Below are 17818 nucleotides of genomic sequence, written 5' to 3'. Positions count from 1 at the left end.
GAAAAATAATCTTTAAAAATTTGTTACTATGTTTTTTATCTATTTTAATTTTTAGTTCCATTTTTTTTATATCCTTACCAGTCTGACCGATTTTATTGCTGGAAACTCCTTTATTTTTAATAATACCTCTCTATCAACTTCTTGGTCAAGATTTAAAACAGTTATTGCAGGTCCACCTTTTTTCTTCCTTCCAAGAGTCATTGAAGCAATGTTTATACCTTTTTGTCCAAGAATTGTACCTATATGACCCATAATTCCCGGTTTGTCCTCGTTATAGCAAATAAGTAAAAAACCTTCAGGTACAGCTTCAACAGAAAAATCATCAATTTTAACAATTCTTCCTTCATCCCTTACCAGAGTCCCTGATAAAGAAACTTTTTTTGAATTTTTTACTTCAACTGTAATTAAATTTGTGAATTCAGATGGAGTTTTTTCTCTTTTTTCAATAAGTTTAATGCCTTTTTCTTTCATTATCAATAAAACATTTATAGGATTTACTTTTTTCTCTTCTTTCAAAAGACCGACAAGTATATTAGCCCTCAGTAAAGTCAGGTCATAATCCGCTATTTCTCCTGAATATTTGATTTCAACACTTTTTAAATCTCCATCAATCATCTGTCTTAAAAACAATCCCATTTTTTCTCCAAGTGAAAGATACCCCCTTAATTTTTCATATGTTTTTTCGTCAAGGACAGGGAAATTAACAGCATTTTTAACAATTTTCTTTTTTATTGCATCAACTATTTGAGTTGCAAGTTGGCATGCAACATTTACCTGAGCTTCCTTTGTAGAGGCTCCGAGGTGCGGTGTTACTATAACATTTTCAAATTCAAAAAGAGGAGAACTTTCAATGGGTTCTTTTTCAAATACATCTAAAGCCGCGCCTTTAATCTTGCCCTTTTTTAGATACCTTACAAGTGCTTCTTCGTCTATAATTCCACCTCTTGCACAGTTTACTATCATAACTCCATCTTTCATAATTTCAAATTCTTTATCACTTATTAAATGATATGTCTCATCTTTAAGTGGAAGATGAAATGTAATTATATCACTTTGTTTAAGTACCCCTTCAAAATTTAACATAGTAACACCAAGATCTCTTATCACTTCCTCTTTAACATACGGGTCATATCCGACAACTTTCATACCAATTCCTTTTGCCATACTTGCAACTCTTTTACCTATTCTTCCAAGACCGATTATCCCCAATGTTTTTCCATATAGTTCAGTTCCTAAAAATTTCTTTTTTTCCCATTTTCCGTTTTTTAATGTCTGGTTTGCAGCCGGTATATTTCTTGCAAGTGAAAAAATAAGACCTATTGTATGTTCAGCGGCTGAAATTGTATTTCCTTCAGGAGCATTCATCACAATTACACCATTTAAAGTAGCCGCCTCTATATCAATATTATCAAGACCAACACCGGCTCTTCCAATTATTTTAAGTTTTTCTCCTTTTTCTATTACCTCCTTTGTTACTTTTGTTCCACTCCTTACTATTAATACATCATAAGGAGTTATCATATCTATTAATTCTTCAGAGGATACTTTCCCTGCTTCTTTAACCTCAAATCCTTCATTCACAAGAATATCTTTTCCTTCTTTTTCAAATGGCTCTGTTATCAAAACTTTTACTTTTTCCATTAATTTACTCCTTTAAATTTAAATTTTATTCCCATTTTTTGTTTTTGTCAAAATTTATGTATATCCTCATTAATGTGATAAAATACTTAATAAGGAGAAAAAATGATTAAATTCTATAATACACTTACAAAGAAAAAAGAGGATTTTTATCCGATTAGTGATAGATTTGTGAAAATGTATACCTGTGGACCTACTGTTTATGACCTTGCCCATATTGGTAATTTCCGTGCTTATGTTTTTGAGGACCTGCTTCACAGATATCTTGAATTTATGGATTATAAAGTTGTAAGAGTTATGAATATTACAGATGTTGATGATAAGACAATTAAAGGAGCAAAAAAAGAAGGTATAAGTTTAAAAGAATACACGGATAGATACATAAAGATTTTTCTTGAAGATATGGAGACATTGAGATTAAAAAAACCAGATTTTCTACCAAGAGCAACAGAACATATTAAAGAAATGGTTGAACTTATAAAGAAATTACTTGAGAAAGGATATGCTTATTATAAAGATGGTTCAGTTTATTTCAGCATTTCAAAATTCCCTTCTTATGGAAAACTTTCAGGAATAGATTTATCTAAAATAAAAATTGGAGCAAGGGTAGATACAGATGAATATGAAAAAGAGGATGTGAGGGATTTTGTTTTGTGGAAAAAAGCAAAGGAAGATGAAGGAGTCTGGTGGGAAACAGAAATTGGAAAAGGAAGACCCGGCTGGCATATAGAATGTTCAGCAATGAGCATGAAGTATCTTGGAGAGACATTTGATATTCATACAGGAGGAGTTGATAACATATTTCCACATCACGAAAATGAAATTGCTCAAAGTGAAGGTGCGACAGGCAAAAAATTTGTAAATTTCTGGCTTCACTGTGCTCATTTACTTGTAAATGGTGAAAAGATGTCAAAATCAAAAGGGAATTTTTATACTTTGAGGGACTTGCTTAATAAAGGTTATAATCCAGTTGCTATTAGATATCTTTTACTTTCAACTCATTACAGAGACCCTTTAAACTTTACAGAAAGTTCATTAAAGCAGGCAGAAAATACTGTCAGAAATTATAATGAGTTTTATCAGGGTTTAAATATATGTGGTTCTGAGAAGTATAATCCAGAAATAAAGGAAGAAATAGAAAAAGCAAAAAAAGGGTTTATTGAAGGACTTTCTGATGATTTAAATATTTCATCTGGTTTATCAAGTATCTTCAACTTTATAAAAAAAGTAAATGTCTTTTTCTCAAAGGGAGAATTCGGGAAAGAGAATGTGAAAGAAGTTAAGGATTTTATTGAAGGAATTGATAAGGTATTATGTATAATTGAAAAAAGACAGGAGACATTACCTGAAGAGATTTTAAATTTAATTAAGGAAAGGGAAAAAGCAAGAAAAAATAAGGAGTTTGAAAAAGCAGATAGAATAAGGGGAATTTTGAAAGAGAAAGGAATAATACTTGAAGATACACCTTATGGAACAAGATGGAAAGTTTCTGAAAAACCTTAAATTATAATCATTTAAAAATAAAAAGGTCCCATGAATAATGATGAAGTTCTAAATTAATTTCATCATTTTCTTTTTTTCTTAATTTTATTTCTCTATTTTTCCTTACATCTATAATAGTATTTTTTAATAAATCTTCAGGGATTTTGAAAGTTATTCTTTTTGTTTTTGCTGGATTTATTACAAAAAGGAGTGTATTTTCACCGCTTTTACCAAATCTATAAATAACTTCTTTCTGTTTTTCAAGTTTTATCTGGGGTAAGCAATTATGTTTTTTAAAAAGATAAAAAATAAAATCTTTAAAGTTTTTATCAAATTCCTTATCCTTTCCATAGTTAATCCCTAAAAATGTTCCGAAAGCATAAATTGTTCCTTTGCCAAAATTACTTAAAACTGCAACTACTCTACCTTTCTCATCTTTTGCAAGAACTTTATTGTTTTTTTCGTTTAAAGGGCTTATCCATAATGAAGATTTAAGTTTAAAAATTTTATTGTCTATTTTTAAATTAAAATATTCTTTTTCAATTAACTGTCTATCCATAACAGGGGATATTCCAAGTTTATAGGGAAGTTCCCTGTCCTGTCCGGGATATCGGTAAAAAGCAAGTTCATTAAAAGCACCCATGTCTCCTTCTGTTAAAATAATCCCTCCCTTTTCAATAAAAGTTTCTATAATTTTTGAGATTTTATCTGTAATTACAAGAGGGAATGGTAATATCAAAAATTTTAAATTTTTCAGAATATCTGTATGACTGCTTTCAACAACTTCATAAGGAATGTTTAAATCTTCAAGAACTTTTAAATAGCCGGTTAAACTTTCAACTGACTTTTCAACTTTACCCTCAAAAGACCATTCAAGGAAGTAATTTAAAGGTTCAAATAAAATTCCAACCGAAGGAGTAACTGGTTTATAATTTTCTAGTAGCAAATCATATTTTTTAAGAAAAATAGAAGTTTCTTTAAGTTCTTTCAATCTATTTTCTGCCATACCATCATTTCCACTTATACCAAACCCACCTGATTCATGACCAAATACCTCATCTTTCCAGCACCAGAAAATCAATCCTTTAGCACCTCTTCCAAAAGCATTCCATACCCATCTCTGTTGTGCTTTTGCCTCAACAGGTAAATTTGCAGAAAGTCCATCTCTTGCAGAACCTCCCTGAAGTTCACTAACCCATAAAATTTTACCCTGATTGGCACTTCTTACAGATTCAACCCTTATACCAAAAATTCTATCATCAAATTTACCCCAGAAAGGAAAATGAGAACATCCATAGCCATCCAGATATTGTAAAAAATCCCAGTCATTCCCTCTACATAAAGGTTGTTCCCATTCCCAGCCAGTTGAAAGAATTGAAGGAGCGGCACAGTGAGCAGTTATAATACCTTTAACACCAACTTCTCTTAAACTTTGAGCACGAAATTTCATTATTTCAGATGCACGATAGGAAAGAAAGTTTAAAAATTCAATTAATTCTGTACATCCCTTGCCGTAAGTAGTTCCAGGTAAAACATCGTCCCATAAAATATATCTTCGTTTCCATGCTTCATTCAGTCCTTCAATACTTTTATACTTAATCTTTAAATAATCTCTAAATTTTTTAATTGTTTCTGGACAATAGCAAACATATCCTGTAGAATGAACATTCCATCTTGTTTCATTCCAGCAATCCCATCCAATAACTTCATCAATTTTCCCGTATCTTTTACCTATTTCTTTTAAAAAACCTATCATATAATCTCTTATTTTCGGGTGGTCTGTACATCCACCTGGAGTTAATCCTACAATACACTCTTTTCTTGTTATAGATTTTACTTTTCTTCCAAGATGGTCTACCATAATTCCATCAGGAACTTCTCTTTCAATCCAGAAAGGTTGAATTTCCGCAATTGTGCTTATAACAACTTTTAGATTTAACTTTATTGCCCTTTCAATCAAGTAATCATAATCTTCAAAATTAAAATTTCCGGGAGAATTTTCAATCCATCCCCAGCATGCCCATAATTGAATCACATCTATCCCTGTTTCTTTTATTTTTTTAAGGTCCTCATCCCAGAACTTTTTTTCAGGAAAAGGCGGTCTATAATACTGAACTCCTATGAACATTTTTTCTTCTCCTTTTAAATTTTCAAAATTTTGCTTTTATTATAACACATTTTCAAGTTTTCCTCTTAAATTTTTTGTGGTAATATAAAAGTATGGAAAAGAAAATTATGGACAGAGAGGAAATATTGGAAATTTTGAAACAAATGGCAGAGATAATTGAAAAAGAGATTGGTTTAGATAACCTTGTAATTATAGGAATAAAGAGAAGGGGTGCAATAATTGCAGACAGAATTAAAGAAATTTTAAAAAAAGAAATACCTGTTGGATACCTTGATATAACATTTTATAGAGATGATTTCAGTAAAATAGGTGCTCATCCAGTAGTTGGTACAACTGAAATTCTATTTGATATAGACGATAAAAAAGTTATTTTGGTTGATGATGTTTTGTACACAGGAAGGACTGTAAGGGCAGCACTTGATGCTTTAATTGACCTTGGAAGACCTAAATTTGTTAAACTTTTTGTTCTTGTTGATAGAGGGCATAGAGAATTACCTGTATGTCCTGATTATTTCGGTAAGAAAGTTGATATTGGAGAAGATGAAATGGTTGAGGTAAGATTAAAAGAAATAGATAAAAAAGATGAGGTTGTCATAGTAAAAAAATGGAATGGAAAAGGAAAGACCTTATAGGGCTTGAAAATTTAAGTAAAGAAGAAATAGAAATTATTCTTGAAGTTGCTGACTCATTTAAAGATGTAAGTACCCGTTCTGTTAAAAAAGTTCCTGCTTTAAGAGGTAAAACTGTTGTTAATCTTTTCTTTGAGCCAAGTACAAGGACAAGAACTTCTTTTGAACTTGCTGCAAAAAGATTAAGTGCTGATGTTTTAAGTTTTGATGTAAGTTCATCTTCTGTTTCAAAAGGTGAGACAATTGTTGATACTGCAAAAAATATAGAAGCAATGAAAGTTGATTGCTTTATTGTAAGGCATTCTGTTTCAGGTGCACCTGAGATTATAAGTAAAAATGTTTCTGCTTCTGTAATAAACGCAGGAGATGGGTGTCATGAACATCCAACTCAAGCACTTCTTGACTTATTTACTGTTAAAGAAAAATTCGGTAAAATCAAAGGCATTAAAATTTCTATTATTGGAGATATTTTACATAGTAGAGTTGCAAGGTCGAATATTTGGGGATTTAAAAAACTTGGAGCAGAAGTTTGTGTTTGTGGACCACCTCCTTTAATACCAAAAGATATTGAAAACATAGGTATAAAAGTTACCTATCATCTTGAAAAGGCAATAGAAGATGCAGATATTGTTTATCTTTTACGACTTCAAAGAGAAAGACAGAAAGAAAATTTCCTTCCATCTTTAAAAGAATACAGTTTTCTTTATGGACTGGATATTGAAAAATATGAAAAAATGAAGAAAAGGACATTTATAATGCATCCAGGTCCAATGAACAGGGGTATAGAAATAAAATCAGAGATTGCAGAAAAAGAAAAATCTCTAATTCTTGAACAGGTGACAAATGGAATTGCTGTTAGAATGGCTGTTTTATATCTTACAATTGGAAGAAAAGTATGAGTATTAATGTTTATCCCAAAATTTCATATGAAGAAAAACTGAATGAGAAACAATTTGAGATAGTGAAAAATGCAGAAGGTCCATGTCTTGTTCTTGCTGGAGCAGGAAGTGGAAAAACAAGAGTTCTGGTTTACAGAGTGTGTTATCTTATAGAAAAAGGGGTTCCTCCATCAAAAATTCTACTTTTAACTTTTACAAATAAAGTAGCGAAAGAAATGCTTGAAAGAGTTGAAAAAATTTTGACGATTTATCCAAAGGGTCTTTTAGGAGGGACTTTTCATCATGTTGCAAATTTACTTTTGAAAATATACGGGAAAGAAATAAATATAAATCCAAATTTTACAATACTTGATGAAGAGGACTCAGTTTCAATTATTAAAGAAATAATAGAAAAAACAGGTAAAAAAGACCAATTCCCTCATCCTTCAAAAATAAAAGAATTTATAAGTTTGTCAATCAATACATGTGAAAGTTTAAAAGAAACAATAATAAATTTTTTTCCTGAATATGCTTTCTTAATTTCAGAGGTAGAAAAGGTTTATAAAGAGTATCAGAAAGCCAAAAAAAATTTAAATCAACTTGATTATGATGATTTACTTGTTTACTGGTTGAAACTTATGAGGAATGAGATTACTGGAGAGAAAATTTCTTCACGTTTTGAGTATATACTTGTTGATGAATATCATGATACTAATAAACTTCAAGCAAAAATTCTTTATTTGCTTTCAATGAAACATAAAAATATTATGGTTGTTGGCGATGATGCACAAAGTATATATTCATTCAGAGGTGCTACAATTGAAAATATAATAGAATTTCCAAAAATATATCCAGGAACAAAAATCTTTTATCTTGACATAAACTACAGAAGTATTCCAGAAATCTTGAATTTTGCAAATAATGTAATATCCCATAATAAAATTCAGTTTCCCAAAAATCTTGTAAGTATAAGAAAGAATGGAGTAAAACCTGTTGTTGTTAAATGTAGAAATATGAAAGAAGAAGCAATTTTTATATCTCAGAGAATAAATAAGTTAATAGAACTTAGGATAGAACCAAATGAAATAGGAGTTTTATTCCGTTCAAGGTATCAGGCAGCAGAACTTGAAATTGAACTTACAAAATTAAAAATTCCATATATAATAAGAGGTGGTTTAAGGTTCTTTGAGCAGGCGCATATTAAGGATATTGTTGCTTATTTTAGAGTTGAAGAAAATTTTAAAGATATTCTTTCATGGAGGAGAATATTGAACATAAGTGAAGGAATAGGAGAAAAAGGAGTAGAAAGAATAATAAATTTGATTCTTAAATCAGAAAATCTGGAAGATTTTAAAAATAAAATAGATGAAGTAAAATTGATAAAAAAGGGTAAAAATAGTTTAGAAAAGCAGATTAAAATTATTGAAGATTTAAAAAAACAATCAATTGCAGAAGGGATTGAACTTATTTTGAATTCAGGATATACAAGATATTTAATCAAAAAATATAAAGATGATGTAGAAAGGTTGGAAGATATAAAAAGTTTGAAAGAGATTGCATCTTTTTACTCAAACATTTCTGATTTTTTATCAGAAGCGTCTTTACAGGAATATTCAAAAGGAGAAAGTCCAAATATAAAAAATGCGGTTGTTCTTTCAACTATACATCAGGCAAAAGGACTTGAATGGAAAATTGTTTTTATAATTGGTGTTTGTGATAATCATTTCCCACATCCTTATTCTAAAAAAGACCCGGTGGCTCTTGAAGAAGAAAGGAGGATTTTTTATGTGGGAATAACAAGAGCAAAAGAAGACCTGTATATAACTTATTATTCTTATGATTTTTATAGATATATGCCAGTAAAAAAATCCATATTTATTGAAGAAGTTTCCCCTGATTTATACGAAGAATGGGATTTATCTTGATGAAACTTACAACACTTTTGATTTTTTTGATTGCCTATACAGGAATTGTTTTGAAAAGAGAAAAAGGATTTTATTTTGTTTTTGGTGCTGTTCTCCTGCTTTTGATATTAAGGATAATTGTATTTTCTGAAATTTTTAAGTTCATAAATTATAATGTTCTTGGTATTTTTCTTGGTACAAGTATTCTTTCATATCTTTTTGCATATTCAGGAGTTCCCTCTCATATAGTTGATAGCATTGTTGAAAAACAGTATCCAACAGGTATTATTTTTTTGCTGATATGTTTAATTACCGGTTTAATTTCTGCTTTTGTTGAAAATATTGCTACCGTTATGATTATGGCTCCAATTGCTCTTGAATTTACAAAGAAATATAAAATAAATCCAGTGCCTCTTTTTGTAGGAATGGCAGTAAGTTCAAATTTACAGGGTTGTGCTACTATGGTTGGAGATAGTCCCAGTATAATCCTTGCAATGGAATCTGGTTTAAACTTTAATGATTTTTTCTATATGCCATCTCATAAAATCGGAGCAATTTCCGGAAAGCCCGGAATATTTTTCTTTGTTGAATTCGGAGCGATTTTGGGTTTATTTATTCTTTATCTTTTTTTCAAAAAAGAAAAGGAAATACATAAGGACTTTGAAGAAAAACATAAAATAAATTCTTTTTTTCCAACATTTTTACTGATTTTACTTATTTTTTCTCTTGCAATAACTTCTTTTTTTCAAGAACATTTTTCCTATTTCCCTGCTATTATCTGCCTTGCCTACGGTTTTATAGGTTTTTTATGGTTATTTATAAAAAAAGCAGAAAAGGTTGACTTAAAAGAAATTGACTGGGAGAGTTTCTTTTTACTTATTGGAATATTTATACTTGTTGGTTCTTTAAAGAAAGTTGGAATTGTTGAAGATATTGCGAATTTTCTTTTAAAAACAGGCAAAAATGAATTTATTATTTATTTAATGATTGTCTGGATAAGTGTTTTTATTTCTGCTTTTGTTGATAATATTCCTTACACAATGGCTATGATTTCAGGAATAAAAATTTTATGTGAAAGATTGAATGCCAATCCTTATGTTTTTCTTTTCGGTCTTCTAATAGGAACATGTGTTGGTGGAAATATAACACCAATTGGAGCAAGTTGTAATATTGTGAGTGTCGGGATTTTAAGAAAAAATGGATATAAGGTTAAATTTAGTGATTTTGTCAAAATTGGACTTCCTTTCAGTATAGTTTCAGTTTTAGGAGTGAGTTTACTTTTATGGCTGATTTATAAATAAGATAATTGACCAGTAAATACATGAATTATAAAATAAAGAACATGGAAGATAAAAATTTAATTGTTTTTACAAAACACTTTAAGGAACTGGATATTGATAAACTTATTGAAAAAATAAAAGAAATGGGTGTTTATGGAGCAGATTTATGTGTCAGACCAGAGTATCCAGTTAATCCTGAAAATATAGAAAACCAACTGCCGCTTACTGTAAAGAAATTTGAAGAAGAAGGACTTACAATTTCTATGATAACAACTCCAACAAATTTTAATGACCCTGAAAATCCGGTTGTGGAGAAAGTTTTTTCTGCCTGTGGGTTTTCAGGAATAAAACTTATAAAAATAGGATACTGGTTTATGGAGAAAGATGGTTACTGGAAAACAGTAGAAAAAATAAGGAAAAAAATAGAAAAATTTATAAAGATTGCGGAAAAATATGATGTGAAGTTTCTTTTACATAATCATTCTGGTTCAACAATGAGTTTGAATAGTTCAAGTGTTATGAATTTAATAAAAGGATTTCCAGAGGAATTTGTTGGTGTTTTTTTAGACCCGGGGCATTTATCTATTGTTGGAGAACCAATAGATATGGCTGTGGATATAGTTAAAGAATATATAAGTGCTGTTGCTATCAAGGATTTAAAAAGGGAAAGAGTTTTTGTGGATGGTAAGAAAAATTGGCAAATAAGAATTGTTCCTCTGGGTGAGGGATATGTTGACTGGGAAAAAGTTTTAAATATATTATTTGAAATTAAATTTTCAGGTCCTATTTCAATACATAGTGAATATTCAGAACTTAAAATTGATGATTTGATTGACCAGACAAAGATGGATATTAGATATATAAAAAGGATAATTGAAAAACTTAAAGGAGAAAAAAATGACTCAATTTGAAATATTTAAAATGACAGTAAATCACAGACCCCATAATACATTTCTATATCATGCAGGTTTTACACCTGATTTAAAAAAAAGGATAATTGAAAAATTTAATATAGATGAGGGAAAAATTTCTGATTTTTTTGGTTTTTTCAGTCCTATAAGTATCCAGCCAGAGGAAGAGAAAAGAGAAGTTGATTTTTCAAAATATTATGTGGATATTGATAAACCCGAAGGTTCCTTTATAAATTCACTTGGTGTCCTTGAAATTCCTGCAAAATATTATCACTTTACCGGCTATATAAGTCCATTAAGAAATGCAAAGTCATTAAAGGATATTGAAGAATTCCCTTTTCCAGAAAGTGAAAAATTAAATCCAATAGGTATGATAGAAAAAGTTGAAAAAGCACATAAGGAAGGGAAAGTTACAGTATGCTGGGTTGGTCATATGTATGAAAATTCATGGCAAATTCGGGGATATGAAGAATTTTTAGTAGATATGATAGAAAACCCATCATGGTGTGAATATATACTTGACAGGTTTACAGATAGAAATATTAAAATAGCCCAGTTTGCAGCAGAGGCAGGAGTTGACATGATAACCACAGGAGATGATGTTGCAAATCAAAAAAATCTTATGTTTTCAAAAGAGATGTGGAGGAAATTTATAAAATCAAGGTGGAAAAAGGTTTATGAAAAGGCAAAAAGTATAAAACCAGATATTCAAATCTGGTATCATAGTGATGGAAATATTGAAGAGATAATAGGAGAATTGATTGATATAGGCGTAACAATTTTAAATCCGCTGCAACCGGAATGTATGGATATTTATAAAATTAAAAGAGAATTTGGTAAATATATTGTTTTTGATGGCACCATTGGAACTCAGTCAACAATGCCTTTTGGAACACCTGATGAGGTTAAAAGAGTTGTAAGAGATAGAAAAGAAAAAATTGGTTATGATGGTGCTTTAATTTTATCTCCAACTCATGTTCTTGAACCGGATGTTCCTATTGAAAACATTGAAGCATTTGTAGAGGAATGTAGGAAAGGCTATTAAAAATTTAAAATGAAAATTCTTTCCATTGAAACAACTACAAATTTTGGCAGTATAGCACTTCTTGAATATAATAATTTAAAAAAAGAAATTTTGTTTGAAAGTTCAGATATTGCTGGTGAGATTATTGAAAAACTTAATATTATTTATGAAGATTTTGATTATGTTGTTGTCTCTGCAGGACCTGGTTCATGGACAGGTATTCGTATTGGTATCAGTTTTGCAAAGGGACTTGTTCTTGCAGATAAAAGTAAAATATATGTTGTAAATGTGTTTGACTCAATTTTTTATTCAGTTAAAGATATAAAGGAGAAATTTATAGGTATAGTTTATTCTTCAAGGGATATGTTTTTTTACTCAGAATTTAATGGAAGATTTAATTATAAAAACTCATTCAAAATAAAAAAAATTACCTTAAAAAATCTACTTTTAAAGATTGAAAGGGAAGATTGTTTTTTAATCGGTCCGGGAGTTATAAACTTAAAAGAATTTAAAAATATTGAAAAAATAAAAACAATTGATTATTTGTGGTATCCAAGAGCGTCATTGAATGGTATGGTTGCCTATCAAAAAATAAAAAGGAATATTCCATCTCTTTTACCGGAACCGATATATGGGAAATAAAGTCAAAATTGGTTATTTAATTGGTAGTTCTGAAATTGGTGGAACAGAAAAAATGATATTAACGATTGCAAAATATCTTGATAAAAATATTTTTGAAATTGTTTTTTTCTGTATAAAGGGAGAGGGGAAATTTACTAAAAAGTTAAGGGATGAAAATTTTAAAGTTTATGTTTTTGACTTAAAAAGAAATCCAATTTCCTTTCTAACTCTTTTAATTTATTTAAAAAAAGAAAAATTGGATGTCCTTCAATCTTTTCTTTTTGTTGGAAATATCATTGGTAGAATTTATGGAAAAATTGCGGGTATTAAGTTTATAATTTCTTCCCAGAGAAGTACAGACCCCTGGCGGAAGTGGTATCACTGGTTTTTAGAAAGAATAACAGAAAGATATGTTGATTTAATCATATCAAATTCTTATTCAGCAAGAGAAGTTCTGATAAAAAAAGGGAAAATACCGAGAAGAAAAATAAAAGTTATACCAAATGGAATTGAAATACCCGTAAGAATAGAAAGGATTAATAAAGATTATATAGTTATAGGTGCAATTGGTAACTTGAGAAAGGCAAAAGGATATTTTAATTTAATCAAAGCGGGTAAGATAGTTATAGAGAAATTTAAAAATGTTAAGTTTTATATTGTAGGAGAAGGCGAATTAAAAGATGAAATTATAAGGGAGATAGAGAAGAATGGGCTTTCTGAATATTTTGTTTTAACTGGATATGCTGAAAACATTTATGAATATCTAAAAATCTTTGATATTTTTGTTCTTCCTTCTCTGTGGGAGGGATGTCCTGTCAGTTTACTTGAAAGTATGGGATACGGGATAGCCCCTGTTGCTACTGATGTCGGAGATGTTCCCTATATTATTGAAAATGGAGAAGATGGATATATTGTAAAAAGTGGTGATTATAAAAAAATGGCTGAAAACATTATAAAATTGATAGAAGATAAAAATTTAAGAGAAAAAATGGGACAGAGAGCAAGAGAAAAAATAAAAAAGAATTATTCTTTTGAAGAAATGGTTAAAGCATATTCATCTATATATTTAGAAGGGAAAAATTGATAAATAAAAAATAAGATGTTAAAATTTAAACTTCAAAAAACATAAAAATGAAAAAGAAAAAAGATTTAAAAAAGGAAACATTTAACTGGTTTAAATCGCTGTTTTGGGCATTTATAATTGCTTTATTTATAAGAACATTCTTTGTGGGCAATTTTAAAATCCCAACTACTTCTATGGTTCCAACATTGAAAGTTGGAGACCGTCTTCTTTCTAATAATATAATTTTTAAAATCAGAGAGCCAAAGAGAGGGGAAGTCATTATTTTTAAGCCACCACATGACCCGAAAAGAGATTTTGTTAAAAGATTGATTGGACTTCCAGGAGAAAAAGTTATGATAAAAGAGGGTAAAATATATATAAATGGCAAAGTAATTGAAGACCCAAAAATAAGTTGCAGGTATTATTATAGTATTGGAGAATATGGAGTTGAAAAAGAAATAGAAGTTTCTGAAAATTCATATTATGTTCTTGGAGATAACAGTATAAATAGTTCTGACAGTAGAGATTGGGGTTTTGTCCCCAGAAAAAATCTTATAGGTAAAGCACTTTTTATTTACTGGCCACCTTGGAGAATGGGGTTTATAAAATGAACAAAAAGATATATTATGTGAAGGAAGATGATTTAAATAATTTAAGAGAAATCGCTAAAAAATTTAAAGAACTTTTGAAAGAAAAAGAAAAATCAGATAAAAAAATAGAAGAATTGAACGATAAGTATTTGCGTACTCTGGCAGAATTTGATAATTATAGAAAAAGAATTGAAAGAGAAAAAAGGGATATACTTAAATATGGAAATGAAAATCTTATTTTACAACTCATACCATTTGATGAAATTTTTGAAAGTGTTTTAAAACAGATAGACAGGACTCCTTCAGTTGAAGTTATTAAAAAAGGACTTGAACTGCTTAAAAAGGAGTTTGAGAAGTTTCTTGAAAATCTTGGTGTGAAGAAAATACAAGCAAAAGGAGAAAAATTTAATCCCCATTTTCATGAAGCAACAGGAGTTATAGAGACAGATGATTTTGAAGATGGTATAATAGTAGAAGAGGAAAAGAGTGGATATCTTTATAATGATAGAGTTATAAAGCCATCAATGGTTAAGGTTGCAAAAAGGAAGAGTAAGAATAATGTTGAAGATAAAGGCACCGGCAAAAATTAATCTTTTTCTTGAGGTTGGGCAGAAGAATGGTTCTCTTCATCCTTTAGTTTCCCTTATAGACATAGTTTCCTTATACGACTTTATATATTTAAATCCATCGGGAAAAACAAATATAAGTTTTGTTTCAAAATGGGAAATACCACCTGACAATACAGTTACAAAATTGATTTCTATCTTGAAAAAAAGATTCAATTTTGAAGTAGACATAAAAATTGAAAAAAAAATTCCTCCTGGAACAGGTCTTGGTGGTGGGAGTTCCGATGCTGCCTACGTGTTGATTTATTTAAACAAAATGTTTAATTTCGGATTTAATATAGATAATATGGTTGAAATTGCAAAAAAAATTGGTTCTGATGTTCCTTTGTTTCTCTCCGGTAAGAGATGTTTGATAGAAAATTATGGAGAAAGATTTAAAATTTGTAATGATTTCAAATTTTATTATTTACTTTTAATCCCTGAATTTTCTGTAGAAACATCTGATGTTTATAATAAACTTGATGAACTTGGAGAATTTGGTAATTTGACATATGCAGGCGAAAAAGTTAGAATTCTTATTGAAAAGATAGAAGAAGGCGATATTTGTGAAATGGAAAAATATATGTTTAATCGTCTTGAAAAGCCATGTTTTGAATTGAATAATGAGATAAAGGAGGTGAGAGATGAGGTAGAGAAAAAAACAGGAAAAAGATTTTTTTTGAGTGGAAGTGGTGGGGTTTTATTCAGTATATTTAAAGAGAAGGAGGAGGTCAGAAAGGTTAAAAATTTAATTTTTTTGAAAAATTGGGAAAAAATAGAAGTTGAAAGTGTTATGCTTGTAAAAGGAGGTAAAGATGGAAATTACTGAAACCAGAATTTCTCTTGTGGAAAGACCAAACAGTCGTTTAAGAGCTTATGCTTCAATAACTTTTGATGATTCTTTTGTGGTAAGAGATATAAGGATTATAGAGGGTAAAAGAGGACTTTTTGTTGCTATGCCCAGCAAAAAGATGCAGAGACCCTGTTCAAGATGTGGATTTAAAAATCCCATAAGCCACAAATTTTGTGGTTCATGTGGAGCATCTTTAAATCCAGTAAATCAACAACGACTTTCTCCTTCTCAACAGCACAGGGACCTTGCTCATCCAATAAAAACAGATTTTAGAGAATATATTCAAAAAAAGGTTCTTGAAGAGTATGAAAAAGTTAAAAAAGGGACAGGAAAGAATTACCCTGAACAATAAATTTTTCTATTAATTAACTATTTATTTTTAAACTTCTCAGAAGGTTTGCCCGGTAGTGTAATGGTAACACACCGGCCTTTGGAGCCGAGGATCAAGGTTCGAGTCCTTGCCGGGCAGGAAAGAAAAAAATGGAAAATAAAGGTAATTTATGTTTTGTAGTTCTTGCAGCCGGGATGGGAAAACGACTTGGTGGAGAAAATCAGAAAACAGTTACAAAACTTCTTGGAAAACCAATGCTTAAGTATCTTCTTGAAACAATAAAAAAAATCAATCCATCAAAAATAATAATAGTTATTGGTTTTAAAAAAGAAGAAGTTTTTAAGGAACTTGAAGGTGAAAATGTTGAATATGTGGAACAAAAAGAATTGAAAGGAACAGGTGATGCTGTTTTACAGGCAGAAAAAATACTGAATAATTTTAAAGGAGATATAATTGTTCTTAATGGAGATGTACCTTTTATTTCTGAAAAAACAATAAATACTCTTATTAAAATACACAGAGAAGAAAATAGTTATTGTACCTTTTTAACTTCTATTGTAGATAATCCCACTGGTTACGGAAGGATTTTAAGAAATGAAAGAAGAGAAGTTATAGGGATAGTTGAGGAAGTAAATGCAAGTGATGAAGAAAAAAGGATTAAAGAAATAAATGCAGGTGTATATGTTTTTAAATCAGATAGTTTATTTTCAAGTTTGAAAAAGATAGAAATGAATTCTTTGAAAAAAGAATATTATCTTACCGACATAATAAAAATTTATAGATTGGAAAATAAAAAAATCTCAACTTATACAACACCAGATCCAGATGAGACAATTGGAATTAATACCTTATCTGATTTAAAAAAGGCAGAGGAATATTTGAAAAAAAGGAGGAAATAAAATGGACAGTTGTTTGCTATTTTCAGGCAATTCCAATATAGAATTATCAAAAAAAATTGCTAAATACTTAAATAAAGAACTTAGCCCTATTAATATTTATAGATTTAAAGATGGTGAAATATGTGTAAAAATTGAAGAAAATATAAGGGGAAAGGATGTTTTTATCATTCAATCAACCTGTCCACCAGTTAATGAAAATTTGATGGAATTACTTATAACTCTTGACGCTTTAAGAAGGGCATCTCCAAGAAGGGTAACAGCAGTAATCCCTTATTATGGATATGCAAGACAGGATAGAAAAGACCAACCAAGAGTTCCAATAACAGCAAAACTTGTAGCAAATCTTCTTGTTACAGCAGGAGCAAACAGGATTCTTACAATGGACCTTCATGCACCACAGATACAGGGTTTTTTTGATATACCGGTAGACCATCTTTTTGCAGCGCCTGTAATTATAAAATATCTCAGAGAAAAAAAATTTAAAAAACCTGTTATAGTTTCACCTGATGTTGGAAGTGTCAAAATGGCAAGAGCATTTGCAAAAAGATTACCGGGAGATCTCGCAATAGTTGATAAAAGAAGAGAATCTCCTGATAAAGTTGAAATGATGCATGTTATAGGAAACGTTAATGGATGCGAGGTAATTATTGTAGATGATTTAATTTCCACAGGAAACACAATGATAGAAGCAGCATCTGCTTTGTTGAAAAATGGAGCAAAAGTTATATATGGATGCTGTACTCATGCAGTTCTTGCAGGCGATGCTGTTGAAAAATTCAAAAACTCAATTTTTGAAGAAATTATTATTACTGATACAATCCCTCACCTCTCTTTACCTTCTAAATTTACTGTTCTTACTGTTTCTGAATTACTTGGAGAAGCGATTAAAAGCATCCACCTTGAGACAACTGTAAGTAAACTTTTTATCTGATTAACCCATTGTAGGTTTTTTTCTATGGAGTGCTTTTTTACTTCTCCATCT

The 17818-nt window shown here is 29.9% G+C and carries 17 protein-coding genes and 1 tRNA gene; 16 read left to right on the top strand and 2 right to left on the bottom strand.

Annotated features, from left to right (window positions below; all coding sequences use genetic code 11):
* Positions 1–66: 66 nt before the first annotated feature.
* Positions 67–1641: a phosphoglycerate dehydrogenase gene (serA, locus tag PKV21_00220; GenBank protein HOM25919.1), complete on the bottom strand. Its 1575-nt coding sequence runs from the start codon at positions 1639–1641 to the stop codon at positions 67–69.
* Positions 1642–1743: 102 nt separating this feature from the next.
* Here serA and cysS point away from each other — a divergent pair, with 102 nt between their 5' ends.
* Complete coding sequence (gene cysS / locus PKV21_00215; GenBank protein HOM25918.1) at positions 1744–3141, top strand: cysteine--tRNA ligase; 1398 nt, start codon at positions 1744–1746, stop codon at positions 3139–3141.
* Positions 3142–3148: 7 nt separating this feature from the next.
* Here the strand turns inward: cysS and PKV21_00210 are convergent, their stop codons facing one another.
* Entirely contained in the window at positions 3149–5248 is a 2100-nt protein-coding gene (locus tag PKV21_00210) for a beta-galactosidase (protein ID HOM25917.1), read from the bottom strand.
* Between the two features lie 92 nt (positions 5249–5340).
* Here PKV21_00210 and pyrR point away from each other — a divergent pair, with 92 nt between their 5' ends.
* The 15 genes from pyrR (at position 5341) to PKV21_00135 (ending at position 17767) form a co-directional block, all read left to right on the top strand.
* Positions 5341–5880, top strand: a complete 540-nt coding sequence (pyrR, locus tag PKV21_00205; GenBank protein ID HOM25916.1) for a bifunctional pyr operon transcriptional regulator/uracil phosphoribosyltransferase PyrR — start codon at positions 5341–5343, stop codon at positions 5878–5880.
* On the top strand, positions 5853–6776 hold the full coding sequence (locus PKV21_00200) for an aspartate carbamoyltransferase catalytic subunit (protein HOM25915.1): 924 nt from the start codon (positions 5853–5855) through the stop codon (positions 6774–6776). The genes pyrR and PKV21_00200 overlap by 28 nt, the downstream gene beginning before the upstream one ends.
* The gene (locus tag PKV21_00195) at positions 6773–8680 is read left to right on the top strand and encodes an ATP-dependent helicase (protein HOM25914.1); all 1908 of its coding nucleotides are present in this window, start codon (positions 6773–6775) and stop codon (positions 8678–8680) included. Before PKV21_00200 ends, PKV21_00195 begins: the two co-directional genes overlap by 4 nt.
* The gene (locus PKV21_00190) at positions 8680–9960 is read left to right on the top strand and encodes an SLC13 family permease (protein HOM25913.1); all 1281 of its coding nucleotides are present in this window, start codon (positions 8680–8682) and stop codon (positions 9958–9960) included. Before PKV21_00195 ends, PKV21_00190 begins: the two co-directional genes overlap by 1 nt.
* A 41-nt stretch (positions 9961–10001) precedes the next feature.
* Positions 10002–10850, top strand: a complete 849-nt coding sequence (locus PKV21_00185) for a sugar phosphate isomerase/epimerase family protein (GenBank protein ID HOM25912.1) — start codon at positions 10002–10004, stop codon at positions 10848–10850.
* A complete protein-coding gene (locus PKV21_00180; protein HOM25911.1) occupies positions 10837–11895 on the top strand; it encodes a uroporphyrinogen decarboxylase family protein in 1059 nt (352 codons plus the stop codon). Before PKV21_00185 ends, PKV21_00180 begins: the two co-directional genes overlap by 14 nt.
* A gap of 9 nt (positions 11896–11904) precedes the next feature.
* Positions 11905–12516 carry a tRNA (adenosine(37)-N6)-threonylcarbamoyltransferase complex dimerization subunit type 1 TsaB gene (gene tsaB / locus PKV21_00175; protein HOM25910.1) on the top strand — a complete coding sequence of 204 codons (612 nt, stop codon included), beginning with the start codon at positions 11905–11907 and terminating at the stop codon, positions 12514–12516.
* Positions 12506–13579: a glycosyltransferase gene (locus PKV21_00170; protein ID HOM25909.1), complete on the top strand. Its 1074-nt coding sequence runs from the start codon at positions 12506–12508 to the stop codon at positions 13577–13579. Before tsaB ends, PKV21_00170 begins: the two co-directional genes overlap by 11 nt.
* A gap of 47 nt (positions 13580–13626) precedes the next feature.
* Positions 13627–14169 (top strand): signal peptidase I, encoded by a 543-nt coding sequence (lepB, locus tag PKV21_00165; GenBank protein ID HOM25908.1) that lies wholly within the window; start codon positions 13627–13629, stop codon positions 14167–14169.
* Positions 14166–14738 (top strand): nucleotide exchange factor GrpE, encoded by a 573-nt coding sequence (locus PKV21_00160; protein ID HOM25907.1) that lies wholly within the window; start codon positions 14166–14168, stop codon positions 14736–14738. Before lepB ends, PKV21_00160 begins: the two co-directional genes overlap by 4 nt.
* Positions 14707–15582, top strand: a complete 876-nt coding sequence (gene ispE / locus PKV21_00155) for a 4-(cytidine 5'-diphospho)-2-C-methyl-D-erythritol kinase (protein HOM25906.1) — start codon at positions 14707–14709, stop codon at positions 15580–15582. The genes PKV21_00160 and ispE overlap by 32 nt, the downstream gene beginning before the upstream one ends.
* The gene (locus PKV21_00150) at positions 15569–15958 is read left to right on the top strand and encodes a SpoVG family protein (protein HOM25905.1); all 390 of its coding nucleotides are present in this window, start codon (positions 15569–15571) and stop codon (positions 15956–15958) included. Before ispE ends, PKV21_00150 begins: the two co-directional genes overlap by 14 nt.
* 46 nt (positions 15959–16004) lie before the next feature.
* Positions 16005–16075: transfer RNA gene (locus PKV21_00145), tRNA-Gln, on the top strand.
* Positions 16076–16086: 11 nt separating this feature from the next.
* Positions 16087–16836, top strand: coding sequence for a sugar phosphate nucleotidyltransferase (locus tag PKV21_00140; GenBank protein HOM25904.1), 750 nt, complete (start codon positions 16087–16089; stop codon positions 16834–16836).
* A gap of 1 nt (position 16837) precedes the next feature.
* Positions 16838–17767 carry a ribose-phosphate pyrophosphokinase gene (locus PKV21_00135; GenBank protein HOM25903.1) on the top strand — a complete coding sequence of 310 codons (930 nt, stop codon included), beginning with the start codon at positions 16838–16840 and terminating at the stop codon, positions 17765–17767.
* Positions 17768–17818 lie beyond the last annotated feature (51 nt).

This window comes from bacterium (assembly GCA_035371905.1).
Lineage (GTDB): Bacteria > Ratteibacteria > UBA8468 > B48-G9 > JAFGKM01 > JAMWDI01.
Note: the sequence above shows the minus strand (reverse complement) of the source record. Positions and strands in the feature narration are given on the sequence as shown.